Origin of the sequence: Xanthobacter variabilis (assembly GCF_043831965.2) — a bacterium.
GTDB lineage: Bacteria > Pseudomonadota > Alphaproteobacteria > Rhizobiales > Xanthobacteraceae > Xanthobacter.
Map to the genome: position 1 here is coordinate 4,437,636 of NZ_CM195533.1, position 24,355 is coordinate 4,461,990.

At 67.5% G+C, this 24,355-nt stretch carries 19 protein-coding genes; 13 read left to right on the top strand and 6 right to left on the bottom strand.

Annotated features, from left to right (window positions below; all coding sequences use genetic code 11):
• Positions 1–159: 159 nt before the first annotated feature.
• Positions 160–1,002, bottom strand: coding sequence for an FTR1 family iron permease (locus V5F26_RS19215; protein WP_394946548.1), 843 nt, complete (start codon positions 1,000–1,002; stop codon positions 160–162).
• 630 nt (positions 1,003–1,632) lie between these two features.
• Between V5F26_RS19215 and V5F26_RS19220 the strand changes: the two genes are divergently transcribed.
• The 7 genes from V5F26_RS19220 to V5F26_RS19250 all read left to right on the top strand — a co-directional run bounded on the left by V5F26_RS19220 (position 1,633) and on the right by V5F26_RS19250 (position 10,769).
• A complete protein-coding gene (locus tag V5F26_RS19220) occupies positions 1,633–2,907 on the top strand; it encodes an imelysin family protein (protein WP_394946549.1) in 1,275 nt (424 codons plus the stop codon).
• Positions 2,908–2,974: 67 nt separating this feature from the next.
• Positions 2,975–4,399 (top strand): multicopper oxidase family protein, encoded by a 1,425-nt coding sequence (locus tag V5F26_RS19225; protein ID WP_394946550.1) that lies wholly within the window; start codon positions 2,975–2,977, stop codon positions 4,397–4,399.
• Positions 4,399–5,670: a di-heme oxidoredictase family protein gene (locus V5F26_RS19230; RefSeq protein WP_394946551.1), complete on the top strand. Its 1,272-nt coding sequence runs from the start codon at positions 4,399–4,401 to the stop codon at positions 5,668–5,670. The genes V5F26_RS19225 and V5F26_RS19230 overlap by 1 nt, the downstream gene beginning before the upstream one ends.
• A 19-nt stretch (positions 5,671–5,689) precedes the next feature.
• Positions 5,690–6,790: an imelysin family protein gene (locus V5F26_RS19235; RefSeq protein WP_394946553.1), complete on the top strand. Its 1,101-nt coding sequence runs from the start codon at positions 5,690–5,692 to the stop codon at positions 6,788–6,790.
• Positions 6,791–6,801: 11 nt separating this feature from the next.
• Positions 6,802–7,935 carry a DUF1513 domain-containing protein gene (locus V5F26_RS19240; protein WP_234052974.1) on the top strand — a complete coding sequence of 378 codons (1,134 nt, stop codon included), beginning with the start codon at positions 6,802–6,804 and terminating at the stop codon, positions 7,933–7,935.
• Positions 7,936–8,047: 112 nt separating this feature from the next.
• Positions 8,048–8,605, top strand: a complete 558-nt coding sequence (locus V5F26_RS19245; RefSeq protein ID WP_234052975.1) for an NADPH-dependent FMN reductase — start codon at positions 8,048–8,050, stop codon at positions 8,603–8,605.
• Between the two features lie 169 nt (positions 8,606–8,774).
• Positions 8,775–10,769, top strand: a complete 1,995-nt coding sequence (locus V5F26_RS19250) for a TRAP transporter large permease (RefSeq protein WP_234052976.1) — start codon at positions 8,775–8,777, stop codon at positions 10,767–10,769.
• A gap of 92 nt (positions 10,770–10,861) precedes the next feature.
• Here V5F26_RS19250 and V5F26_RS19255 read toward each other — a convergent pair whose 3' ends face one another.
• Genes V5F26_RS19255 through V5F26_RS19275 form a run of 5 tightly spaced genes read right to left on the bottom strand, consistent with a single transcriptional unit; the run spans position 10,862 to position 18,247 of the window.
• The gene (locus V5F26_RS19255; RefSeq protein ID WP_394946555.1) at positions 10,862–12,016 is read right to left on the bottom strand and encodes an acyl-CoA dehydrogenase family protein; all 1,155 of its coding nucleotides are present in this window, start codon (positions 12,014–12,016) and stop codon (positions 10,862–10,864) included.
• 10 nt (positions 12,017–12,026) lie between these two features.
• Positions 12,027–13,223: an acyl-CoA dehydrogenase family protein gene (locus V5F26_RS19260; protein ID WP_394058536.1), complete on the bottom strand. Its 1,197-nt coding sequence runs from the start codon at positions 13,221–13,223 to the stop codon at positions 12,027–12,029.
• 3 nt (positions 13,224–13,226) lie between these two features.
• Positions 13,227–14,414, bottom strand: a complete 1,188-nt coding sequence (locus V5F26_RS19265; protein WP_394058538.1) for an acetyl-CoA C-acyltransferase — start codon at positions 14,412–14,414, stop codon at positions 13,227–13,229.
• A gap of 21 nt (positions 14,415–14,435) precedes the next feature.
• The gene (locus V5F26_RS19270; protein WP_394946556.1) at positions 14,436–16,163 is read right to left on the bottom strand and encodes an AMP-binding protein; all 1,728 of its coding nucleotides are present in this window, start codon (positions 16,161–16,163) and stop codon (positions 14,436–14,438) included.
• Positions 16,163–18,247, bottom strand: a complete 2,085-nt coding sequence (locus V5F26_RS19275) for a 3-hydroxyacyl-CoA dehydrogenase NAD-binding domain-containing protein (RefSeq protein ID WP_394946557.1) — start codon at positions 18,245–18,247, stop codon at positions 16,163–16,165. Before V5F26_RS19275 ends, V5F26_RS19270 begins: the two co-directional genes overlap by 1 nt.
• Positions 18,248–18,753: 506 nt before the next feature.
• On the opposite strand from V5F26_RS19275, the gene V5F26_RS19280 reads away from it, so the two are divergent.
• The 6 genes from V5F26_RS19280 to V5F26_RS19305 all read left to right on the top strand — a co-directional run bounded on the left by V5F26_RS19280 (position 18,754) and on the right by V5F26_RS19305 (position 24,329).
• Entirely contained in the window at positions 18,754–19,944 is a 1,191-nt protein-coding gene (locus V5F26_RS19280; RefSeq protein ID WP_394946558.1) for an ABC transporter substrate-binding protein, read from the top strand.
• An 81-nt stretch (positions 19,945–20,025) separates the two neighbouring features.
• Positions 20,026–20,898 (top strand): branched-chain amino acid ABC transporter permease, encoded by an 873-nt coding sequence (locus tag V5F26_RS19285; protein WP_234052983.1) that lies wholly within the window; start codon positions 20,026–20,028, stop codon positions 20,896–20,898.
• Between the two features lie 10 nt (positions 20,899–20,908).
• Entirely contained in the window at positions 20,909–21,937 is a 1,029-nt protein-coding gene (locus tag V5F26_RS19290; RefSeq protein WP_394058547.1) for a branched-chain amino acid ABC transporter permease, read from the top strand.
• On the top strand, positions 21,924–22,634 hold the full coding sequence (locus tag V5F26_RS19295) for an ABC transporter ATP-binding protein (RefSeq protein ID WP_394058549.1): 711 nt from the start codon (positions 21,924–21,926) through the stop codon (positions 22,632–22,634). The genes V5F26_RS19290 and V5F26_RS19295 overlap by 14 nt, the downstream gene beginning before the upstream one ends.
• Complete coding sequence (locus V5F26_RS19300; protein WP_394058551.1) at positions 22,627–23,349, top strand: ABC transporter ATP-binding protein; 723 nt, start codon at positions 22,627–22,629, stop codon at positions 23,347–23,349. Before V5F26_RS19295 ends, V5F26_RS19300 begins: the two co-directional genes overlap by 8 nt.
• Entirely contained in the window at positions 23,346–24,329 is a 984-nt protein-coding gene (locus V5F26_RS19305; RefSeq protein ID WP_394946559.1) for an NAD(P)H-dependent flavin oxidoreductase, read from the top strand. Before V5F26_RS19300 ends, V5F26_RS19305 begins: the two co-directional genes overlap by 4 nt.
• The last annotated feature ends 26 nt before the right edge of the window (positions 24,330–24,355 follow it).

Below are 24,355 nucleotides of genomic sequence, written 5' to 3' on the forward strand. Positions count from 1 at the left end.
GGCGGCCGCATCCAGCGCCGCTTTAAACCCGCGAAAAGTGAGCAGCCGCAGGCTTGGAAACCACGGGGAGAACGTCGCGGGTGCCTCGCGGCCCGGCGGAAAAGCCAGGACCAGCGCTCAGCCTGCGCAACACGCCGCAGTGCAGGCCCCAAGGGAGGTTCAGGCCCGCGCGGGCCGTCCGATCTGCTTGGCCTTGGCAATGCGGTTGTTGACGAGGCTGGAGAGGATGACGATCACCGCCACTGTGGTCACATAAGCGATGACCTGCATGCCCGTGGGCTCCGCGCGGTAACCCACGAGGGTGCGTAGCACCCGCCCGAGGGCGCCCTCGTCCGACAGCAGCCAGCTGCTGTTCCACACCGGATCCGCGAGCGACTGGATGAAGCCGGAATCCTGCAAGATCCCAACGACCTGCGCAGAGAGCCCCGCCGCCAGCAGCGTGATGACGAAAGCCGTCACCTTGAACAGATATTTCAAGGGCACCGCGACCAGCCCGCGATAGAGAATGAAGGCCACCACCGCGCCGGCCAGCAGCCCGAGCAGGCCCCCGCTGACCACGTTCGGCACGCTCTCCATGCCCGTGGACATGATGCCGTAGACGAACAGGACGATCTCGACGCCCTCCCGCAACACCGCCATGCCTACCACCACGGCGAGGGCTGTGAGGGGCTTGCGCCCTTCCTTCACATCCTTGCCCACCGCCTGCATCTGAATGACCATTTCGCGGCCGTGGCTCGCCATCCACACGACGGTCCACACCAGCATGACCACCGCCACCGCAAGAATGGAGGCGTTCAGCAGCTCCTGGCCCGACCCGTCGAAGAGGTTGGAGATGCGTTCGGCAAACACCGCGAGAACCGCCGAGCCGAGCATGCCGCCGAGCACGCCGGCGCTGATCCAGAGCCCGCGCCCACGGATGCCCTCGGACGCCGCGAGCACCACACCAATGACGATGCCCGCCTCGAGCACCTCACGAAATACGACGAGGAGGGCCGCCAGCATGTCACATCTCCTTTCAGGCCACACCGGAACCAAAGGCCAGACACCCGCCGCGACCCCGCAGGGTCACAGCCGCGCCACGGCCCGGTGCACCAGGAACTGAGTTGAAGCGCGAAGAACCGCTTCTGGAAGATTTCGCGAACAATTTAGAATGACTCAAAAATTCAGAGCTCAGCCCCATATTCATGGGCCGGATAGATGCCACTTATTTCTAACACTGCCGCCAGCTCCATGTCAGCCGGGCGCCATTAGATTGGAATGAGTTTAAATTGGCCTGACAGGCAGAGGCGCGGTGGAGGACAACCAAAGAGCGGCCGTTGGCAGGCGCTGCGCGCAATTCAACAGGAGCCGCACCCACGACCGGCACTTTGCAGCTGCCGCGAGCAGCATCATCCGCGTGAACGTGACTTTCGTCGAAAATGGAATACCAGGACCTGCAGCGAAGATGCTTGCACGCTGATACCTGTAATGTAATTTGACCTAGGGTCATCGCGACATAGAACAATTCCATTATTTGGCCACGACCTTGCGAGGCCGGCGACCCCTCCCTAAGCTGCCCGCGCTGGGGAGGCGGAGCCTTTGCGGTCGCCCCTGTCGTTTGAATGTTATTGGCCCGAACCAGGAGACAGGTTGATGCGCGCGCATTTCATTGCCGGCGCGATCGCCGCCGTGGTGAGCTTCGCGGCGCCGGCTTTTGCCGAAGCGCCCAAGCCCCGCGATGTGATCACCCACTATGCCGACCTTGCACAGACCATGTATGGCGCGTCCTACGAGACCGCCAAGCAGATGCAACAGGTCATCGACGCCTTCATTGCAGCCCCCAGCGCCGAGACCCAGCAAAAGGCGAAGGATGCGTGGAAAAGCGCCCGCACCTTCTACCAGCAGACGGAGGCCTTTCGTTTCGGCAACAAGATTGTCGATGACTGGGAGGGCAATGTGAACGCCTGGCCGCTGGACGAGGGCCTCATCGATTACGTGGACAAGTCCAAGTATGGTGAAACCTCGGACGAAAATCCGCTCTACACGGCCAATGTCATCGCTTCCAAGACGATCCGCATCGGCAAGAAGACCATCGACGTCACCAAGATCACTCCGGACCTGCTGCACGACCTGAACACGGCCGGCGGGGTGGAGGCCAATGTCGGCTCGGGCTGGCACGCCATCGAATTCCTGCTGTGGGGTCAGGACCTCAACGGCACCGGGCCGGGCGCCGGCGCCCGTTCCTGGACCGATTATGACCTGAAGGCCTGCACCAACGGCAATTGCGACCGTCGCGGCCAGTATCTGAAGGTAGCCACCCAGACCCTGGTGGACGACCTGAAGGAAATGACCGACTCGTGGGCCCCCAAGGGCGCCGCGCGCAAGGCGCTTTTGAAGAAGAAGGACAATGCGGGCCTGGCAGTCATCTTCACCGGCCTCGGCTCCCTCTCCTATGGCGAGCTGGCGGGCGAGCGCATGAAGCTGGGCCTGATCCTGCACGACCCGGAAGAGGAGCATGACTGCTTCTCCGACAACACCCACAACTCGCATTATTACGACGAAGTGGGCATCCGCGACGTGTATTACGGCCGCTTCACCAAGCCCGACGGCACCACCGTCACCGGCCCGTCCGTCGCCGATCTGGTGCGCGCCAAGGATCCGAAGGTCGCCGACGAGATCGACCAGAAGTCGGACGCCGCCCTCGCCGCGCTGAAGGCCATCAAGGACACCGCCGATTCCGGCGAGATGGCCTATGACCAGATGCTGGGCGAAGGCAATGAGAAGGGCGCCAAGCTCGTGCAGGCCGGTGTGGACGCCCTGGTGGCCCAGGCCCACGCCATCGAGCGCGGCGTGGCCGTCCTCAAGCTGCAGATCAAGGTTGAAGGCTCCCAGAGCCTCGACGAGCCCGCGGCCATCGGCAAGAAGTGAGGCTTTGGCGGTGATCTCACGCCGTGCATTGATGCTGGGAGGGGCCGCGGCGGGAGCCGCGGCCTTCGTGCCGTCCGCCCTCGTGGGCGAGGAGCTTCCCAAGGCCATCGACACCCTGCCCCCCGATGCCCCCCAGCGGCGCCTGTCGCTGGCGGCGGAGGAGATCAAGGTGCCCCTGCTCGGCGCGGACAAGCCGCCCACGCCCCGCTTCTGCTCCTATAATGGAAAGCCGTTCTTCACCCTGCGCGCCCCGCAAGGCACGCGCCTGATGGTGGAGTTCGACAACAGGCTTCCCGACCCGACCACGGTGCACTGGCACGGCATTCGCGGGCCCTACATCTTCGATGGCGTCGCGCCCATCACGCAGCCCGTCGTGCCCGCCGGGGGCCGCTTCTTCTACAATGTGCCGCTGCCCGATCCCGGCTTCTATTTCTTCCACCCCCATTGCGACGAGACCGGCCAGGTGGGGCGCGGGCTGGTGGGCCTTCTGTTCGTGGAGCACCCGCGCGAGAAGGAGGTGCATTTCGACCTGGAGCACATCATCGTCGTGAAGGACTGGCGCCTGGATGAAGCGGACGGCCGCTGGCTCCAGATGTTCACCGATGAAGGCGCCTCCACGGCCGGTTCCTTCGGCAATGTGCGCGCGGTCAACGGCTCCGTCGTTCCGCCGCGGGTGGAGGCCCCCGCTTATGGCGATGTGCGCGTGCGCGCCATCGTCGCCGACGCCACCCGCGTCATTGATTTCGGCTGCGACGTCGAAGAGGCGGCGGTCATTGCCATTGATGGCCAGGCCACAAAGCCCTTCACCCTCGATGATGCCCCTGATGGCATCTGGCGCATGGGCCCGGCCATGCGGCTCGATGTGCATGTGCGCATGCCGGCGCCGGGGCAGGAGGTGAAGATCTATGATTACCGCACCGCCGAGCCGTATCTGCTGACAACCCTGGTGGCCGTGGACAAGGGGCGTAGGAAGGTCCCTTTCAAGCCCAAGGCGCTGCCCACGCCCTCCGAGCTGCCCCTGCCGGATGTGGCGAAGGCTTCCCACCTCGATTTCCTGGTGCAGACCGCAGCCGGGGCCACCGCCATCGCCCCGCCCTTGCCGCCGGACGATCCGCTGGCGAAGGCGCTCATCGATTCCCTGTGCGTGGGCGACAAGACCTTCTGGGCCATCAACCGCAATTCCTGGGGCGCGGGGGCGGACCTGCGCCTGCCGCCGCCGCTGAACGTGCTGCAGAACGGCGAGAGCTACGTGCTCACCATCACCAACGTGACCAAGCACGTTCACCCGATGCATCTGCACGGGCACGTCTTCAAGGTCCTCTCCTCCTCCAAGAAGAAGAACCTGCCGCAATTCCTGGCGGATACGGTGATCGTCGAGCCCAATGAGAGCGTCGAGATCGCCTTCAAGGCCGCCAGCGGCAACTGGGTGTTCCATTGCCACATCCTCGAGCACATGGATTCCGGCCTCATGGGCTGGTTCCGGGTGGCGTGATGGCCCGCACCAAGATTCATGCGGCGCTTCTCGCCACCGCCCTCGCCTGCGCCCTGCCGCTGGTGGCGACGCCAGCGCGCGCCCTTGACGATCTGGACGTGCACATGGGCAAGGCCCTGTTCAAGCGCCCCTGGACGCCCGCCCCCACCACAACCCAGGCCGATGATGGCCTTGGCCCCCTGTTCGATGCGCGCTCCTGCGCCTCCTGCCACCCGGCCAGCGGGCGGGCGGCGGCGGCCTTCGACGCAAAGGGCCAGGTGGAAGGGCGCGGCATGGTTCTGATGATCGGCCAGCCGGATGGCGCGGCCGATCCCGTTTATGGCCGGCGCCTGCAGATCGACGCGGTGCCGGGCCTCACGGCGGAAGGCATCATCGCGGCGGACGACACCGCCTTGCCGGATGGCCGGCGGGCGCGCAAGCCCCGCATCGACGCGCCGGCTTACGGCCCGCTCAGCGCCAGGAGCGGCCTCTCCCTGCGCGTTGCGCCGGACCTCCACGGTCGCGGCGCCATGGCGGCGGTCTCCGATGCCACGCTGTTGGCCTTGGAGCAGGAGCAGGCGGCGGGGCACGACGGCATTTCCGGCAAGGCGCGCCGCGTTCCGCAGGCGGACGGCAGCGTGCGCATCGGCCGGTTCGGCTGGAAAGCGAGCCACCCCACCATCGAGAGCCAGAGCGCGGAAGCCTTCTTCCTCGATCTCGGCCTGTCGAACCCGCTCCATCCCGAGCCCTGGGGGGATTGCACGGCGGCCCAGCCCGCCTGCCGCGGCGCGCCTCATGGCGCCCCTTATGGCGCCCCCGCCGCGGCGCCGGATGGCGCGCCGGACTTCGAGATCGGCGCGGCGGTGCTGGACCGCGTGGTGGCCTATGTGGCCTCGCTTCCGGTGCCCCACGGCGCGACGCCGAGCGGCGGCGAAGGCGCGCGCTTGTTCGCCTCCGTGGGCTGCGCCGCCTGCCACCGCCCCGAATTGCCGACAGCGGACGGCGGCAAGGCACGCCTGTATTCGGATCTGCTGCTCCACGACATGGGACCCGATCTGGGTGACACCATGCCGGAGCCCGGCGCCGGCGCGTCCGACTGGCGCACCGCGCCGCTCATGGGTATCTCGCAGGCCATCGGCCGTGATACCGGTCTGCTGCACGATGGCCGTGCCCGCTCCGTTTCGGAGGCGGTGGGATGGCATGGGGGCGAGGCCGCCCCGGCGGCGGCCCGCTTCCGCGCCTTGCCCGACCGCGAGCGCGCCGCATTGCTCGACTATGTTTCATCCCTCTAGGTTCTGGAAGTCGTAACGGATGCTTGAGAACATTGCCCGCCCAGCCTTCGCCACGGCGCGCAAGGCACTCGCCGGCCTCGCCTGCGCCGCGACGCTCGCCACGGCTCCTGCCCTCGCGGCGAACCCCACCTTCGACGCGCCCGCCGTCATCGAGAGCTGGCTTCTGCCACGCTATGACGCCTTGGCCGGCGCCGCCGAGGCCCAGAAGACCGCCTGGAGCAGCTTCTGCGCCAAGCCCGATGCCGACGGCATTGCGGGCCTGAAGGAGGCCTATGGCAAGACCGCCGACGCCTGGAACGCGGTGGAATTCATCACCTTCGGCCCCATCAGCAAGGAGCTGCGGGCCGACCGCTTCAGCTTCTTCCCCGACCGGCGCAACGGCATCGCCCGCGGCATGGCCGAAATCATCTCCGACAGCGATCCCGCGCGCCTCTCGCCCGAGCGTTTCCCGCAGGCGAGCGCCGCCGTGCAGGGCCTGCCGGCGCTGGAGCGGCTGCTTTATGAGCAGAGCGCCGCGGAGGCGCTGGCGACGGGGCCGGAATCGGCGCGCCGCTGCGCCTTTGGCGTCGCTGTCGCCATCAATCTCGCCACGATCTCCCACGACATTCGCAGCCAGTGGGGCGACCGCACCAGCGGGCTTCTGGGCGAGCTTGTCGCCGGCAAGGGCGACCCTGCCCTGTTCCCCGACGCGGCAGCGGTGCCCGGCATGATCCTCACTGACCTTTCCGGCGCCTTCCAGCGCGTGACCGACACCAAGATCCTGCCCGTGCTGGGCGCCGGCCCCTCGGAGGCCAAGCCCCTTTCCGCCGACAGCTGGCGTTCCGGCCGTTCCGGCCGCGTGGCCGCGAACATGGTGAAGAGCGCGGACGAGCTGCTGCGCACCATCGCGACCCAGATGCCGAGCCGGCCGCAATGGGTGGTGAACAAGGCCGCAAAGGAAGCGGACGCCGCCGCCGACAAGCTGCCCGCCGACCTCGGCGCCGCCGCGCAGACCGCCAGCGGCGCCGCGGCTCTGCAGGCGGACATCAAGACCTTCAAGGCCGCCCAGCTCGTGGTTTACCGGCCGATGGCCTCCTATTTCGGCATTTCCCTGGGCTTCAACGCCCTCGACGGCGACTGAGGAGTCCTTCGATGGGATCCGACGAAGAGCGCTCCACGTTTCTGCTCTCGCGCCGCGCATTTGTGGCCGGCGGGCTGCTGGCGGTTCCGGCCTTCTCGCGCCTCAAGGCGGCAACGGCGGACGCCGGCTGGCTCTCCACCGCCGGGCTCGCGGAGGGGTTTGCCGCCGTCTGCGTCGATGGCGCGGGTGACGCTGATGTGGATGCCCCGTCGGCTGCCCGCCTGCACGGGGTGGAGGCAAGCCCCACCGGTCCGCTGGCGGTGGCGGTCGGGCGGCGTCCCGGCAAGCTGGCGGTGGTGTTCCGGCGCGACCGGCCGGGCGTGCTCAGCACCCTGCAGCCGGGGGAAGGCCGCGTGTTCTCCGGCCATGGCCGGTTCTCTGCGGACGGCCGCTTCTTCTTCATGGCGGAGATCGAGCACAGCCAGCTGGAGAATGGCCGGCGGACCATGGGGCGCGGCGTGCTGACATGCCGCGACGTGGCCGGCGGCTTCGCCATCCGCGACCAGTGGTCCACCGGCGGCGACGGCCCCCATGACCTGATGCTCTCCGGCAACGTGCTGGTGATCGCCAATGGCGGCATTGAGCCCAACACGCCAGAGGCGCTCGACGCCGAGGTGACCGGCTCCACCATCGCGCTGCTGGACCCCTCTTCCGGCGGACAGAGGGGCGAGGGGCGGCTTAGCGCTGATCTCGCCAGCCTGTCGCTGCGCCATCTTTCCCGCGATGGAAACGGCAATACGGTGGTGGCCGCCCAGGACCTGCTGAAGGACGGGGTCGCCCGCCCGCTGCTATTCTCCATCGTCGCCGACGGCGCGCTGCGCCCGTTCGATGCGCCGGAAAACGCCTGGCGCGAGCTGCGCGGCTATGTGGGCTCGGTGGCCCATGATGCGTCGGGCCGCTTCGTGGCCTGCTCTTCCCCCCGCGGCGGACGAGTGGCCGTGTGGAAGGCCGACGGGCGCTATATCGGCGCCGTTCCATTGGTGGACGGCTGCGGCCTGGCCATGACTTATGAGCCGGGCAGCTTCATTGCCGCCAGCGGCTATGGCGAGGTGGTGCGCATCGCGGTGAAGGATGATGGCGTCGCCATCGTCGCCCGGCACACGGGCGGCCCCCGCTTCGACAACCACATGGTGCGCATCGGCTGAGCCCGGCCCGCAGCTTCCCCGGGACAGCTTAGCTAAAGGTATGACACCGGCGCGCAATTGTGCTGATCTTCAGGGCCGGCAATCGGCCGGCGCCTGAAGATGAGGTCTCGCCATGAAGTGGGTCGTTCTGGTGGGCAGCGTGCGCAAGGGTTCCTACAATGCCGCCATCGCCCGTGCGCTTTCGGGGCTCGCGCCGGAGGGCGTGAGCGTCGAGATCCTGCCGTCCATCGCCCTCTTGCCCATCTATGACGGCGACATCGAAGCAGCCGGCATTCCCGAATCCGTCACCGCTTTGTCGAACGCCATCACCGGTGCCGACGCGCTCGTGATCGTGACGCCGGAATACAACTATTCGGTCCCCGGCGGGCTCAAGAATGCCATCGACTGGCTCTCCCGGCTCAAGGAAAAGCCGCTGAAGGGCAAGCCCACCGTCCTCCAGTCCGCCTCCATGGGCGGGTTCGGCGGCGCGCGGGCGCAGTATCATCTCCGCCAGGTGCTGGTGTGCCTCGACGTGCCGGTGATGAATGTACCGGAAGTGATGGTGGGACAGGTCCATACCAAGGTTACCGACGGCACCCTGACCGACCAGGGCACCTTGAGCTTCATCGAGGGGCAGCTCGCCGCCTTCCACGATTTCGTGCGGCGCCAGAAGGCCGGCGCCGGCGCCTGAGCTGCCGCCGCGCGGCGTCCAGGCGATGCCGCGCGGCCGCACGGGCGTTGCAATCACAGGGAAGGTCCGCCAGCATGGCGGCCTGTTCAAGGGGCCCGGAAACAAGGGCCCGACAGCACCGCAGCCAAGACAGCATCGCGAACAAGACGGTGCCGGGAGGAAAGAGCTGATGCAGGGACTTGACCGCCACGGCGGCCGGAGTGTGCCTATTCGCGCCCCAGAGCAGGGAGACGGCAGCGCCGCCGCGACCCTGGCCCGAGCGCCCCAGCCCCCATCCCCTCACGGCCACGCGCATCATCCCCCGGCCGGCGCCGTCTTCTCCGGCCCGCCAAACGCGTTCACGCGCGCCGCGGCCGCGATCGAGAGCGTTCTGGCCGCGCTGGTGGAGTGGCCCGCCGGGCTGCTGGTGGCGGCGGAAATCGTCATTCTGTTCGCCGGCGTCATCTCCCGCTATGTCTTCCACGCGCCGCTCATCTGGTCCGACGAGCTCGCCTCCATCCTGTTCCTGTGGCTCGCCATGCTGGGGGCCGCCGTGGCGTTCCGGCGGGGCGAGCACATGCGCATGAACATCATTGCCGGAATGGTGGGGCCGGAGGCCCGCGCCTTCCTGGAGGTGATCGCGGTGGTGGCCGGCCTCGCCTTCTGCGCGCTGCTGCTGCCCCATGCGCTGGAATATGCCGAGGAGGAAGCCTTCATCCGCACACCGGCGCTGGACCTGCAGAATTCCTGGCGAGCGGGCGCCCTGTTCACCGGGCTCGGCCTGATGGTGGCCTTCGCGGTGCTGAAGCTGGCGCGGCTGGGCCGCCCGCTGCTGGTGCTGAAAGCCCTGGTGGTGGCCGGCCTCGTCATCGCCGGGTTCTGGATGGTGGGCCCGGCCCTGAAGGGGCTCGGCAACATCAACCTGCTCATCTTCTTCGTGGGCGTCGTGGCCTTCTGCGTGCTGGCGGGGGTGCCCATCGCGTTCGCCTTCGGGCTCGCCACCTTCGGTTATCTGGCGCTCACCACTCGCACGCCCATGCTCACCATGGTGGGCCGCCTGGACGAGGGTATGAGCCACCTCATCCTGCTGGCGGTGCCGCTGTTCGTGTTCCTCGGTCAGCTCATCGAGATGACGGGGATGGCGCGGGCCATGGTGAGCTTCCTCGCCAGCCTGCTCGGCCATGTGCGCGGCGGCCTGCATTATGTGCTGGTAGGCGCCATGTATCTCGTCTCCGGCATTTCCGGCGCCAAGGCGGCGGACATGGCGGCCGTGGCTCCCGTGCTGTTTCCCGAGATGAAGCAGCGCGGCGCCGACGAAGGCGACCTCGTGGCCCTGCTCTCCGCCACCGGTGCGCAGACGGAAACGATTCCGCCCTCCATCGTGCTCATCACCATCGGCTCGGTCACCGGTGTGTCCATCGCCGCCCTGTTCACCGGCGGGCTGCTGCCGGCGGTGGTGCTGGGGGCCATGCTGTGTTTCGTGGTGTGGCGCCGCCATCGCGGCGAAGACCTCTCCCATGTGAGGCGCGCCTCGGGGGGCGAGATCGGGCGCGCCCTGCTCATCTCGCTGCCGGCCATCGCCCTGCCCTTCGTCATCCGCGCGGCGGTCATCGAAGGGGTGGCCACCGCGACGGAGGTTTCCACCATCGGCATCGCCTATTCCGTGGTGGTGGGCCTTCTCATCTATCGTCGCTTCGAGTGGCGGAAGCTGAAGCCCATGCTGGTGGACACGGCCAGCCTGTCCGGCGCCATCCTACTCATCATCGGCACCGCCACGGCCATGGCGTGGGGGCTTACCCAGTCCGGCTTCTCGCGCGCGCTAGCGGAAACCATGACGCACCTGCCCGGCGGCGCCATCACCTTCATGGCGGTGTCGGTGGTGGCGTTCATCATGCTCGGCTCGCTGCTGGAAGGCATTCCCGCCATCGTGCTGTTCGGGCCGCTGCTGTTCCCCATCGCGCGGGCGGTGGGCATTCACGAGGTGCACTATGCCATGGTGGTCATTCTGGCCATGGGCATCGGCCTGTTCGCGCCGCCGTTCGGCGTTGGCTATTACGCCGCCTGCGCCATCAGCCGTGTCGACCCCGTCGCCGGCATGCGCCCCATCCTGGCCTATCTGGCGGCCCTGTTCCTGGGGCTCGTGATCGTCGCCGCCGTGCCGTGGATCTCCACGGGCTTCCTGTAATCGCGAAGGCTGGCGCCCGGGCTAGCCGGCGGCAGACATGAAAAGGCCCGCCGCATGCCTGCGGCGGGCCTTCTTTTTTGCGCGCGAAGTGGTCAGGCCGCGGCGACGAGACCGCCCTCGCCGGCCACCCGGCGCTGGTGATAGGGCGTGTCGCCGAACATCAGCTCGATCATGGCGAGGCGCCGGAAGTGGTGGGCGCCGATATATTCCATGGTCATGCCGATACCGCCGTGCAGTTGCACCGCCGTCTGCCCCACGAAGCGGGCCGAACGGTTGATCTGCACTTTGGCGGCGGAAAGGGCCACGCGGCGCTCGGCCGGGTCTTCCGCCTCCACCATCATGGCGGCGTAGAGGGCCATGGAGCGGGCCTGCTCCAGGGCCACGAACATGTCCACCGCCTTGTGCTGGAGCGCCTGGAACGAGCCGATGGCGACGCCGAACTGCTTGCGGGTCTTCAGATAGTCCACCGTCAGCGCGTTGAGGGCCTCCATCAGGCCCACCGCCTCGGCGCACAGGGCCCCGATGGCGCCTTCGACCACCCGCTCCACCACCGGCAGGCCCGCGCCCACGGTGCCGAGCACGGCGTCGGTGGGCACGAACACCTCGGTGAGGATGACGTCCGCCGCCCGGCCGCCGTCCTGGGTCGCATAGGCTTCAAGGGTGAGGCCAGCCGCATCCACAGGCACCACAAACAGGGTGATGCCCGCGTCGTCGCGCCGGTCGCCGGACGTGCGCGCGCTCACCACCAGGGTCTTCGCCGCGTCCGCGTTCAGCACCACGCTCTTGCGCCCATCGAGGCGGAAGCCGCCCTCCACCGCGCGGGCGGAGGTGGCGACATCGTTCAGGTCATAGCGGGCCTGGAGCTCTGAATGGGCGAAGGCCAGCCGGGCCGTGCCGTCGATGAGGCCCGGCAGCAAAGCCGCCTTCTGCGCCTCGCTGCCGGCAAGGCGCACCGCCCCACCGCCCAGGATCACGCTGGCGAGATAGGGCTCGGGCGCCAGAGCGCGGCCGAGAGCCTCCATCACCACCTGCGTTTCCACCGGGCCGCCGCCGAAGCCGCCATCCGCTTCCGCAAACGGCAGGCCCAGGAGGCCGAGTTCCGCCAGCTCCGCCCACTTGGTCTCGGCAAAGCCCAGATGTTCCGCGCGGGCAGCAGCCAGCTGCTCGATGCCGGGATACGTGTCGCTGGCCCAGCGCTGGGCCGTGTCCTTCAGGAGCGACTGTTCGTCGGTGAGATCGAAATCCATGCGCTCCTCCTCACAGGCCCAGGATCGCCTTGGCGATCACATTGTGCTGGATCTCGTTGGACCCGCCGTAAATGGACACCTTGCGGTGGTTGAAATAGACGGGCGCCGCCGCGTCCGCCCAGGCAAACAGGGCCTCGGCATCATTGTGCCCGGCATCGGGCCGCGAGGCGGGAAGCGCCTGGGGTCCGGCCAGTTCCACCAGGAGCTCGGTGGTCGCCTGCTGAAGCTCGGAGCCCTTGATCTTCAGGATCGAAGAGGCCGGATCGGGCTTGGTGGGATCGCGCGTCGCCTGCGCCGCCACCACGCGCATCTGCGTGATCTCCAGCGCCTTCAGCTCGATTTCCACCGCCGCGAGGCGCGAGCGGAAGTCGAGGTCGTCCCACATGGTGCCGGCACCGGCCGGGGTCACCTTGGCGAGACGCTTGATGCGGGCGATGCGCTCCTTCGACATGCCGATGCGGGCAATGCCGGTGCGCTCATTGGCCAGCAGGAACTTGGCATAGTCCCAGCCCTTGTTCTCCTCGCCCACCAGGTTCTCGACCGGAACCTTCACGCTGTCGAGGAAGACCTCGTTCACCTCATGCCGGCCATCGATGGTGATGATGGGCCGCACGGTGACACCGGGCGTCTTCATGTCGATGAGGATGAAGGAGATGCCCTTCTGCTTCTTCGCCTCGAAATCGGTGCGGGCAAGGCAGAACATCCAGTCGGCATACTGGCCGAGGGTGGTCCAGGTCTTCTGCCCGTCGATGATATAGTGGTCGCCCTCGCGCACCGCGCGGGTCTTGAGGGAGGCGAGGTCGGAGCCGGCGCCGGGCTCGGAGAAGCCCTGGCACCACCAGTCCTCCAGGCTCTTGATGCGCGGCAAAAAGCGCTCTTTCTGCGCCTCGTTGCCAAAGGTGGCGATCACCGGCCCCACCATGAAGCAGTTGAACTGCAAAGGCAGCGGCACCGCCGCCTGCATCAGCTCCTCCATGAAGATATAACGCTGCACGGCGCTCCAGGACTGGCCGCCATAGGCCACCGGCCAGTTGGGCACGGCCCAGCCCTTGTCGTTCAGGATGCGCTGGGAGGTCACGTAGTCCTCCCGCGCCAGCTTGCGGCCCTCGGAGACCTTGGCGCGGATCTCGGCCGGGATCTTCGTCTGGAAGAAGGTGCGCACTTCCTCGCGGAAGGCGATCTCTTCGGGTGTGAAGCGCAGATCCATGGCTCAGGCTCCCGGATTGATTTCGATGAGGCCCGCAGCCCCCATGCCGCCGGCGATGCACATGGTGACCACCGCATAGCGCACGCCGCGCCGGCGCCCTTCCAGCACAGCGTGGCCCACCAGCCGGGCCCCGCTCATGCCGAAGGGATGGCCCACCGAAATGGCGCCGCCATTCACGTTGCAGAGCTCGGGGTCGATGCCGAGGGTGTCGCGGCAATAGACGGACTGGGAGGCGAACGCCTCGTTGAGCTCCCAAAGGCCGATGTCGGACACCTTGAGCCCCTGGCGCTCCAAGAGGCGCGGCACCGCGTGGATGGGGCCGATGCCCATCTCGTCCGGCTCGCAGCCGGCGGTGGCATAGCCGCGGAAGATGCCGAGCACCTCCGCGCCCCGCCGCGCCGCCTCGGTGGAGGACATGAGCACGCTGGCGGAAGCGCCGTCCGAGAGCTGGCTGGCATTGCCCGCGGTCACGAAATAGTCGTCGCCGCGCACGGGCTTCAGCTTGGAAAGGCCCTCAAGCGTCGTCTCGGGGCGATTGCCCTCGTCCTTGGCGAGGGTGATGGTCTGGCGGGTGGTCTCGCCGGTGTCCTTGTTGGTCACCGCCTTCTCGACGGTGATCGGCACGATCTCATTGTCGAACAGGCCCGCCGCCTGGGCCGCCGCCGTGCGCTGCTGGCTCGCGAAGGAGAACGCATCCTGCGCCTCGCGGGTGACGCCATAGCGCTTGGCCACGGTGTCGCCGGTCTCGATCATGGTCACGTAGATGTCCGGCTTGTTGGCCATCAGCCAGTCATTGCGGAACAGCTCGCGATTGATGGGCTGCACCAAAGAGATGGATTCCACCCCGCCGGCCACCGCCACCGGCACGCCATCCATGACGATGCGCTTGGCGGCATGGGCAATGGCCTCCAGGCCCGAGGCGCAGAAGCGGCTCACGGTGACGCCCGTGGCGGTCACCGGGATGCCGGCCACCAGGGCGCCATGGCGGGCCACATTGCCGCCCGTCGCGCCTTCCGGATAGCCGCAGCCCATGACGACTTCCTCGACCTCCGCCGGGTCCACCTTGCCGCGCGAGAGGGCGTGGCGGATGGCGTGGGCGGCCATGTCCGCCCCCTTGGTGATGTTGAGCGCACCGCGCTGCGCCTTGCCGATGGGCGTGCGCGCGGTGGAAACGATGACGGCTTCGACCATGAACGCTTCCTCTTTTGATCTTCAGTGTGTTGTGTTGGCTTCCGCAGCCTTGATGGCCGCTTGTGCCGCGGCCTCGACCTCGGCTGCGGCTTCCGCCATGAGCACCTTGGGCAGGAGCTTGCCGACCGGGCTGCGGGGCAGTTGATCGCGAAATTCAAGGGCGCGGGGCATTTCGTGTCGCCCCAGCCGGTCGGCGAGGAACCCTGTCAGCTCCTCGAGGGTGAAGGGCGCGGCGCCGGCCTTGAGCTTCACATAGGCCTTGGCGGATTGGCCGCGATACGCATCGGGAACGCCGATGACGATCACCTCTTCCACCGCGGGATGCTCGTAAATGGCGTTCTCCACCGCCGCCGGATAGACGTTGAAGCCTGACGAGATGATCATGTTCTTGCGGCGATCCACGATCTCGAACAGGCCGCGCCCATCCATCCGCCCCATGTCGCCGGTGAGGAACCAGCCGTCATGGAAGGCGGACGCCGTTCCCGCCTCGTCATTCAGGTAGCCCTTGAACACATTGGGCCCGCGAATGGCGATCTCGCCCACCTCGCCCACGGGCAGCGCCCGCCCCGGCTCGTCCATGGCGACGATGCGCAGCACGAGCCCAGGGAGCGGAATGCCGATGAGCCCGGGCCGCCGCTCCACGCCGAACGGCACGCGCGAGCCGGCGGGCGCCGTCTCCGTCATGCCCCAGCCATTGTTGAGCTGGTTGCCGACCAGCGCCTCGATCTTCGATTGCACCTCGAACGGCAGCGGCGCCCCGCCCGAGACGCAGGATTTCAGAGTGGAGAAATCCACCGCCTCCACGCCCGGCCGATTCAGAAGCGCCACCCACATGGTGGGCACGCCGGAAAAGGCGCTGGCCTTCAGTTCGCTAATGTCGCGGATCAACGTTTCCACATCGAACCGCTGGCGCAGCAGCACCTCGTTGCCATCGCGCAGATGGCGCAGCAGCACGGTGGTGAGCGCGTAAATGTGGAACAGCGGCAGCACCGCCACCACCTTCTCGCTGCCCGGCACCAGCGGCCGGCCCATATCCCGCCACAGCCGATACATGCTCACCGCCGAGGTGAGATTGCCGTGGCTCAGCATGGCCGCCTTGGGCAGGCCCGTGGTGCCGCCGGTGAACTGCAGCACCGCAATGTCGTCCACCCCGGGCGGCGGTGCCATCAGGGGCGCATCGCTGAAGAGCTCGGAGAGGAGCCGCACGCCCGCGCACTCGGGAATCGGCAGCGGGGCCACCTCGCCCGCGCCCCAGCGGGCATCATCCCCCACCAGCACCTCATCCACCACGCCTTCCTCGAGCATTTCCAGGGCGCTGGGCAGGAAGCCGGGCAGATTGGTGGTGACGAGCCGGCGCGCGCCGGTCGCCTTCAGCTTGTGGACGATCTCGCGCCGGGCATCGAGGGCGCTGATGTGCACCACCCGCGCGCCCAGCCGCGTGAGGGCGAAAAAGCAGAGCGGGTGATAGGGCGTGTTGGGCAGGAGCAGCGCGACATTGTCGCCCCGCTTCACACCGGCCCCGGCCAGCCCGCTGGCAAGGCGCGCCACCTCGCGCGCCAGCTCGCCATAGCTGATCTTGGCACCGCGAAAATCGAGCGCCGGCTTGCCGCTGCCGGCCGCCACGCCAGCGGCGAGCAGATCCGGCAGAGTCGTGATTTCCAGCCCCGCCGCCCAGTCGCAGACCTCCGGGAAGGCGGCCTGCCAGGGGAGCGCCGATGGGTGCGGCGCCGAAGCGCCAGAAGCCGCCATCACGCCGCTTCCTTCGCCGAGAAGGTACCGGCGCCTTCCGCCAGACGCTTCAGAAGCGGCGCGGGCTTGAGGCTGTCGTCCCCCGTCTCGGCGGCAAGCTCTTCCAGGCCGGCGACGATCTTGGCGAGACCCACATCCTCGGCCCAGTGCATGGGACCGCCGGTGAAGGACGGCCAATTGTAGCCGTTCGCCCAGATGATATCGATGTCGCCCGCCCGCGCGGCGATGCCCTCTTCCAGGATCTTCGCGCCCTCATTCACCATCGGGTAGAACAAGCGAGCCTGGATCTCCTCCTTGGAGAAGCTGCGGCGGGTGATTCCCCGCGCCTGCGACAGCGCCACGATGAGCGCCTCCGTCTCCGGATCGCGCGCACCGGCGCGGGCGCCGGCGGGATAAAGATAGAAGCCGCGCCCCGTCTTCTGGCCGAAGCGACCCTGCTCAGCCAAAGCGTCCGCCACCGGGGCCTTCACCGCCTTGTCACCGGCCGCCTTGCGCGCGCGCCAGCCAATGTCGATGCCGGCCAGGTCCGCCATGGCGAAGGGGCCCATGCGGAAGCCGAAATCGGTCACCGCCGCATCCACCTCATGGGGCAGCGCGCCGGCCAGCAGCAGCCGCTCGGCGGCCTCGGTGCGCTTGGCCAGCATGCGATTGCCCACGAAGCCGTAGCACACGCCCACCGCCACCGGCAGCTTGCCCAGCTTGCGGCCAAGATCGAGGCTCGTCACCAGCACGTCGGGCGCGGTCTTCGCCCCGCGCACCACTTCCAGCAGGCGCATCACGTTGGCGGGGCTGAAGAAATGCAGGCCCACCACATCCTGCGGGCGCGACGTGGTAGCGGCGATGGCGTCCACATCCAGATAGGACGTGTTGGTGGCGAGAATGGTGCCGGGCTTCGTCACCTTGTCCAGGGTGCCGAAGATGTCCGCCTTCACGCCCATATCCTCGAACGCCGCTTCCACCACGATGTCGGCATCCGCCGCCGCCTCAAGCCCGACAGCCGGCAGAATGCGCAGCAGCCGCTCCTCCATGGCCTCCCGGGAGAGCGAGCCGCGCTTCACCGAGGTCTCGTAATTGGCGCGGATGCGAGCGACGCCGGCTTCCAGCGCCTCCGGCTTCACCTCGATGAGGGTCACGGGAATGCCGGCCTGCGCGAAGCACATGGCGATGCCGCCGCCCATGGTGCCGGCGCCGATGACCGCCGCCTTGGCGATGGGCCGCGCCTTCACCTCCTTGCCGATGCCGGGAATGCGGGCGGCCTCGCGCTCGGCGAAAAAGATGTGGCGGAGCGCCTTGGAGGAGGGATCCGCCACCAGCGTCTTGAAATGCTCCCGCTCCGCCGCAAGGGCGGCATCGAACGGCTTGTCCAGGCAGCCGCGCACCGAATCGACCAAGGCCGGCACGTTGGGAATGCGCGCGGAGCGCTTGAGCGCCTCCTCCGCCGCCGCTTCAAAGGCCGCGCGGTCCTCCACCGTGAGCTTTTCGGCGCGCTCACGCGCCTTGGTCCAGGCTCCCGCGTCCGCCAGCCGCAGCGCGGCGGCGCAGGCGGCGTCGACGAGATCGCCCGTCGCCACCTCGTCTGCCAGCCCGGACGCGAGAGCCTTTTCCGCCGGCACCGGATCACCGGACAGCATCATGGCAAAGGCGGGCGCGGCGCCGATGAGGCGTGGCAGGCGCTGGGTGCCGCCGGCGCCGGGAATGAGGCCGAGCTTGATCTCCGGAAGGCCCAACTTCGCGGCCGGCGCAACCACCCGGGCATGGCAGGCAAGCGCCACTTCCAGCCCGCCGCCGAGCGCCATTCCGTTGATGGCCGCCACCACCGGCTTCGCGCTGTCCTCAATGGCCGCAACCACATCGGGAAGGGAGGGAGGCGCCGGCGGCTTGCCGAATTCGGAGATATCGGCGCCCGCCACGAACACCTTGCCCTGCGCGGCGAGCACGATGGCCTTCACCGCCGGATCGGCCACCGCCTGCGCCACACCGGCGGCAAGGGCGGCGCGCACCGCCGCGCCCAGCGCATTGACCGGCGGATTGTCGATGGTGAGCACGGCGACGCCATTCAGGGTCGCGCTGTGGACCGGTGCCATGGATCCTCCCTATGGTTCTGCAATGCAGAATATCAATCTGCATTTTTGAAAGAGGTGCCGCGCAATTTCCGGATTGTCAATCCGCATCCGATGCCAGATATGGCTATTAGATACCGTCACAACATTTTTCGTTCTGACCTGCGGAATTCTTGTCTGCATAAATTGACACCGGCCCGGCCACCGTGCCATTCATCGATGGCCCTGGAGCGAACCGCCGCTCGAAGGGCTCAGAACGCGGAAAAACCGCGCAGCGGGGAGGAAGACGCAGCATGTTCCAGCGCCTGTGGCGCGGGAGCTTCAGGGCCCTTTGAACCGAAGGCCCACGCTGCTGGCGACGCCATGAATCAGCGCCACCTCCCCTTGCCGGATCACCCGCAGGAGCCGGAAGAGACGCCCGGGCCGCCCCCGGACGCAGCCTTCGTCTCCACCTGATCTTGGAAGCTTATCCGAACGAGCGCTCGTTCGGAATTGCTTTCCGGCGCTGGATACGCTCTGGGAGGAAAAACATGGTCCGCAAGATGATCGCGTCAGCCACGCTCGCCATCGCCCTCACGGCGGGCGCGACCGGCGCGAAGGCACAGGATGCCGGAAAGCCGGAGGCGCAGACCTTCACCATCGGCGCCCACATGCCGCTCACGGGCACGCTCGCCCGCTCGGGGCAGGCCTTCAACGAAGGCATGCAGGTGGCGGTGAAGATGTGCAACGCCACCTCGCCCAAGTATCAGGTGAAGATCGACCTGATCGACGACGAAAGCACCCCCGCCAAGGCCGTTTCCGCCGTGGAGAAGCTGGCGGCGGACGGCTCGGTGGCCATCATCGGCGGCTATGGCTCCAACATCATCGGCCCGGCGTCGGATGCTTCCGACAAGCTGGGCAAGGTCTACATCACCGCCGGCGCGGTCTCCGACGAATTGACCAAGCGCGGCCTGAAGACCTTCTTCCGCATCAACAACAATGCCGGCTACGAGCGCGGCATCGCAACCCTTATCGGTGATCTGAAGCCGCAGAAGGTTTCCATCATCGCATCCACCAAGGAAGCCCCGGCGCTGCTGGCGGAAGGCCTGGTGAAGGACCTTGAGGCCAAGGGCATCAAGGTGACCGTGCACAAGTTCGACCCCGCCATCACCGATTTCAAGCCGATCATCAACAAGATCAAGCTGCAGGACAAGCCGGACATCATCATGATGTCGGCCTACGAGAATGACTATGTGGGCATCATCCGCGCCGCCAAGGTGCTGAAGCCCAATGTGAAGCTCATGGTGGGCACCTGGTCGCTGGCCACCCCGAAGATGTACACCGAGTTTCCCGACCTCATGAACAACGTGGTCGGCACCTCCTTCCTGCCCTTCCCGGTGGAAGTGAAGAGCGAGGAAGGCAAGAAGTTCGCCGAGGTCTACAAGCAGATCTACAACAAGGACATCGAGTATCTCTCCACCCTCAGCTTCGTCGAAACGATGGTGCTGTGCGAGGCCATCTTCCGCGCCGCCGAGGACGGCTCGCTGGAGAAGGGCGGCCTTGCGGAGCAGATGCGCAAGACCGATCGCGACAGCCTGCTCGGCCGCATCCAGTTCGACGCCACCGGCGACAACCCCAACTTCTCGCTCTCCATGGGCCAGCATCGCGACGGCAAGATCGTGCTCGTCTCCCCGAAGTCGGCCGCCAATGGCGAGGTCGTCTATCCGGGCCTGCCCTGGTGATCCTTTCCTGAGAGCCCCTCTCCCGCGGAGGCATCGCCTCCGCGGGTTCCTTCAGGACACGATGTTCCCCGTCGAGGTGACATGACCGATCTCATTTTGCAGGCGCTGTTTTCCGGCGTGCTCATCGGCGGCGTCTATGCGCTGGTGGCGCTCGGCCTGGCGCTCGCTTTCGGCGCCATGCGCATCATCAATCTGGCCCACGGCGAGCTGGTTCTGCTCGCCGCCTACATGGCCTATCTGGTGGAATCGCGCACCGGGCTCGACCCCTATTGGGCCATCCCCCTCGCTTTGGTGGTGGTGATGGCGGTGAGCTGGGCGCTGTTCGTGCTGGTGGACAAGATCAAGGACCACCGCGAGCTCAACTCGCTGATCCTCACCTTCGCCATCGGCATCATCCTCACCAACGCCATTCTGCTCATCTTCGCCAGCGACATGCGCAGCACCTCCTCCGCCTTCCTGCAGGATGCGGTGTCGTTCGGAGATCTGTTCGCCATGCGCGGCGAGATCATCGCCTTCGTGCTGTCCGTGGTGCTCATGGGCGTGCTGTGGTGGTGGCTCAAGTCGAGCTGGTACGGCCGCGCCGTGCGCGCCGTCTCCTCCAACCGCAATGCCGCACGCCTCATGGGCATCAACCCCGCGCGCATCGAAACGGTCTCATTCCTGGTGGCGGGGGCGCTGGCCTCGTTCGCGGGCGTCGCGCTCTACACCATGAGCGTGGTGCAGCCGGCCACCGGCCATGCGCTCACCGTGAAGGCCTTCATCATCACCGTGCTGGCGGGCGTGGGCTCCATTCCCGGCGTGTTCCTGGGCGCGGTGCTGCTGGGCGTCACCGAGGCGCTCACCGTCACCCTCGCCTCTTCCGCCCTTCAGGAGCTCGCCGGCATGGTGCTGTTCCTCCTGGTCCTCTTCCTCCTGCCGAACGGCCTGTTCGGCGCGCGCGCCCGGCGCGGCTGAAAGGCAAGCCATGAACATGACTTCGCCCGCAACTTCCGCCCCCGTGGCCGCCTCCCGCTTCCAGGGCCGCGGCGCCCTGCTCGGCGCCGGCCTCGTCATCCTCGCCCTTCTGCCGCTGCTGGCCGGCGCCAGCCCCTATATGCTGGGCCTTCTCATCTCGGCCCTCATCCTGTCCGGCCTGGCCCTGTCCTGGGCGCTCCTGGGCAATCTCGGGGGCATGGTGTCGTTCGGCCATGCCGCCTTCTTCGGCGTCGGCTCCTATGCCTCGGCGCTGCTGGCGGCGAAGCTCGGCGTGCCGGTGCTGCTGGCCATTCCGCTGGGCGGAGTGGTGGCCACCCTGTCCTCCATCGCCATGCTGCCGGCGCTGCGCCTGTCGGGCCCCTATTTCGCTTTGGCGATCCTGGCCTATGCGCAGATCTTCCGCATCCTCGCCACCGAGCTCGACTGGCTTACGGGCGGGGCGGCCGGATTGCAGCGCTTTCCGGGCCTGCCCACCATTTTCGGCATTGATCTGGCCGACCGCGCGGGCAGCTATGTGGTGGTGCTCGCCTGCGTGGTGCTGTTCGCGGTGGTCTATGTGCTGCTGCGCAAGAGCCATGTGGGCACCGCCTTGCGCGCCATCGCCGAGAGCGAGGACGCCACCCGCGTGGTGGGCGTGAACGCCACCCTGCTGAAGTCGTGGATGCTTTTCCTCTCCGCCTTCATGGCCGGCGTGTTCGGGGCGCTCAACGCGCACATCATCGGCTTTCTGGAACCGGACTACGCCTTCTCCGGCATCTGGAGCGTCATGCCCATCATCGCCGCGGTGTTCGGCGGATACCGCTCGGTGCTCGGGCCCATCTTCGGTGCGGTGGTGATCTACCTGTTCGACCAGGTGATCGCCAAGAGCCTGATCCCGGTGGGCCACCAGATCCTGCTCGGCATCGTGCTCGCCATCATGGTGCTGGTGGCGCCCAACGGGCTGGCCGGCCTGGTCACCCGCTTCTTCACCAAGGGCCAGTTCCCCAAGAGCCAGGAGAAGAGCCATGCTGGAGCTTGACGCCGTCACCGTCCGCTTCGGCGGGCTCACCGCGCTGTCCAACATCTCGTTCCACATCAAGCAAGGCGAGATCCTGGGGCTGGTGGGGCCCAACGGAGCGGGCAAGACCACCCTGTTCAACTCCATCTCGGGCCTCGTAAAGGCGCGCGGGCGCATCACCTTCAACGGCACCGACGTCACCGGCCTGCCGCTGCACAAGCGGGCGCGGGCGGGCATCGGCCGCACCTTCCAGATCCCCCAGCCCATGCACCACCTCTCGGTGCGGGAGAATCTGGCGGTGGCCCAGGTGTTCGGCGCCGGACGGCATGACGAGGCGCGGATCGACGAGATCCTCGCCGTGATGGAGCTCTCCCACAAGGCGGACGCAGACGCGGCCACCGCCCTCGCGCTGCAGGAACTGAAGCGGCTGGAGATCGCCAAGGCGCTCGCCACCGAGCCCAAGCTGCTGCTGCTCGACGAGGTGCTGGCGGGCCTGGAGAGCAACGCCAAGCGCTCCTTCATGATGAAGCTGAAGGAGCTGCACAAATTGTTCGGCCTCACCATCGTGATCGTCGAGCACGACATCGAGACCATCTCGGGGCTCTGCACCCGAGCGGTGGTGCTGAATTTCGGCCAGCTCATCGCCGACGGCACGCCCACCGAGGTGTTCAACAATCCGGCCGTGGTGGAAAGCTATACGGGGACCGCCCATGCTTGAGACGCGCAACCTTTCCTCCGGCTACGGCGCCATCACCGTCCTGTGGGACGTGAACCTCACCTTCCGCGAGGGCGCGCTCACCGCCATCGTGGGACCGAACGGGGCCGGCAAGACCACCTTGCTGCGCACCCTCACCGGCCTTCTGCCCTATCAGGGCGAGATCCTCATGGGCGGCCAGCCGCTCAAGGGCAAGACCTGGGACCTCGCGGCCCAGGGCCTCGTCATGGTGCCCGAGGGCCGGCTCGTGTTCCGCGACATGACGGTGGAGGAAAACCTGTGCCTGGGCGCCTATCCCGAGCGCTGCCGGGCCGATCTCAATGCCAATATCGAGCGCATGTACGCCTTCTTCCCGCGCCTGAAGGAGCGCCGGCACCAGCTCGCCGGCTCCCTCTCCGGCGGCGAGGCGCAGATGGTGGCCATGGGGCGCGGGCTGATGGCAAAGCCGCGCATCCTGCTCATCGACGAGCCCTCCCTCGGCCTTGCCCCGGTGATCGTGAACGAGGTGTTCGACATCATCCGCAAGCTGAAGGAAGAGGGCACCACCATCGTTCTCATCGAGCAGAACACCCGCATTGCCCTGTCGGTGGCGGATGACCTGCATCTGATGCGCTCTGGCAAGGTGATCTTGTCCGAGAAGGCGGCCGGCATCGATCTCGATCGGCTGCACGACCTCTATTTCGCCCGCGAGGGCGCCAAGGAGGAGGCCGCCCAATGAGCGCCAGCCGCCTGCCGGAAGCCTTCCGAAACGGCCTCACTTTGCCGGTGATCGCCTCGCCCATGTTCATCGTCTCCGGGCCGGAACTGGTGATCGCCGAGTGCCTCTCGGGCATCGTGGGTTCGTTCCCGGCCCTCAATGCCCGCGCGCCCGACACGCTGGACGGCTGGCTTACCCGCATCAAGGCGGAGCTCGCCGCCGCCAAGGCCGCCGACCCCACCCGCCGCATCGCGCCGTTTGCCGTGAACCAGATCGTCCACGCCTCCAACGACCGGCTGGAGCGGGACATGGAGGCGTGCGTCGCCCATGAGGTGCCGCTCATCATCACTTCGCTGCGCGCGCCGGGGGATGTGGTGCGCCAGGCCCATTCCTATGGTGGCGTCGTGTTCCACGACGTCACCACCGTGCGCCACGCGGAAAAGGCGCTGGAAGCGGGCGTCGATGGCCTCATCCTGGTGTGCGCCGGCGCCGGCGGCCATGCGGGCACGCTGAGCCCGTTCGCGTTGCTGGGTGAGGTGCGGCGCTTCTTCGACGGGCCCATCGCGCTCGCGGGCGCCATCAGCACGGGCGAAGCCATCCTCGCCGCCCAGGCGCTGGGGGCGGATTTCGCCTATATGGGCACGCGCTTCCTGGCCACGGCGGAATCCCGCGCCGTGGAGCCCTACAAGGAGATGATCGCCTCCTCTTCGGCGGCGGATATCCTCTATTCGCCCTTCTTCACGGGCGTGCCGGGCAATTACCTGAAGCCGTCCGTCGTCGCCGCCGGGCTCGATCCGGATGCCCTGCCCCACCAGGACAAGAGCGCCATGAATTTCGGTTCCACCCGCGTGAAAGCTTGGCGCGACGTGTGGGGCGCGGGCCAGGGCGTCGGCACCATCGCCGATGTGCCGCCTGTGGCGGAGGTGGTGGCACGCCTCTCCAGCGAATATCAGGACGCCCGCGCCCGCCTTGCGGCCAGCGCGGCAAGCTTCGCCGCCTGAGCGGCCACCGAACACGAGGCGGCGCA

Coding starts and splice junctions, on each gene's coding strand:
- V5F26_RS19215 (WP_394946548.1), bottom strand. CDS start 1,002: ATGCTGGCGGCCCTCCTCGTCGTATTTCGTGAGGTGCTCGAGGCGGGC.
- V5F26_RS19220 (WP_394946549.1), top strand. CDS start 1,633: ATGCGCGCGCATTTCATTGCCGGCGCGATCGCCGCCGTGGTGAGCTTC.
- V5F26_RS19230 (WP_394946551.1), top strand. CDS start 4,399: ATGGCCCGCACCAAGATTCATGCGGCGCTTCTCGCCACCGCCCTCGCC.
- V5F26_RS19235 (WP_394946553.1), top strand. CDS start 5,690: ATGCTTGAGAACATTGCCCGCCCAGCCTTCGCCACGGCGCGCAAGGCA.
- V5F26_RS19240 (WP_234052974.1), top strand. CDS start 6,802: ATGGGATCCGACGAAGAGCGCTCCACGTTTCTGCTCTCGCGCCGCGCA.
- V5F26_RS19245 (WP_234052975.1), top strand. CDS start 8,048: ATGAAGTGGGTCGTTCTGGTGGGCAGCGTGCGCAAGGGTTCCTACAAT.
- V5F26_RS19250 (WP_234052976.1), top strand. CDS start 8,775: ATGCAGGGACTTGACCGCCACGGCGGCCGGAGTGTGCCTATTCGCGCC.
- V5F26_RS19255 (WP_394946555.1), bottom strand. CDS start 12,016: ATGGATTTCGATCTCACCGACGAACAGTCGCTCCTGAAGGACACGGCC.
- V5F26_RS19260 (WP_394058536.1), bottom strand. CDS start 13,223: ATGGATCTGCGCTTCACACCCGAAGAGATCGCCTTCCGCGAGGAAGTG.
- V5F26_RS19265 (WP_394058538.1), bottom strand. CDS start 14,414: ATGGTCGAAGCCGTCATCGTTTCCACCGCGCGCACGCCCATCGGCAAG.
- V5F26_RS19270 (WP_394946556.1), bottom strand. CDS start 16,163: ATGGCGGCTTCTGGCGCTTCGGCGCCGCACCCATCGGCGCTCCCCTGG.
- V5F26_RS19275 (WP_394946557.1), bottom strand. CDS start 18,247: ATGGCACCGGTCCACAGCGCGACCCTGAATGGCGTCGCCGTGCTCACC.
- V5F26_RS19280 (WP_394946558.1), top strand. CDS start 18,754: ATGGTCCGCAAGATGATCGCGTCAGCCACGCTCGCCATCGCCCTCACG.
- V5F26_RS19285 (WP_234052983.1), top strand. CDS start 20,026: ATGACCGATCTCATTTTGCAGGCGCTGTTTTCCGGCGTGCTCATCGGC.
- V5F26_RS19290 (WP_394058547.1), top strand. CDS start 20,909: ATGAACATGACTTCGCCCGCAACTTCCGCCCCCGTGGCCGCCTCCCGC.
- V5F26_RS19295 (WP_394058549.1), top strand. CDS start 21,924: ATGCTGGAGCTTGACGCCGTCACCGTCCGCTTCGGCGGGCTCACCGCG.
- V5F26_RS19300 (WP_394058551.1), top strand. CDS start 22,627: ATGCTTGAGACGCGCAACCTTTCCTCCGGCTACGGCGCCATCACCGTC.
- V5F26_RS19305 (WP_394946559.1), top strand. CDS start 23,346: ATGAGCGCCAGCCGCCTGCCGGAAGCCTTCCGAAACGGCCTCACTTTG.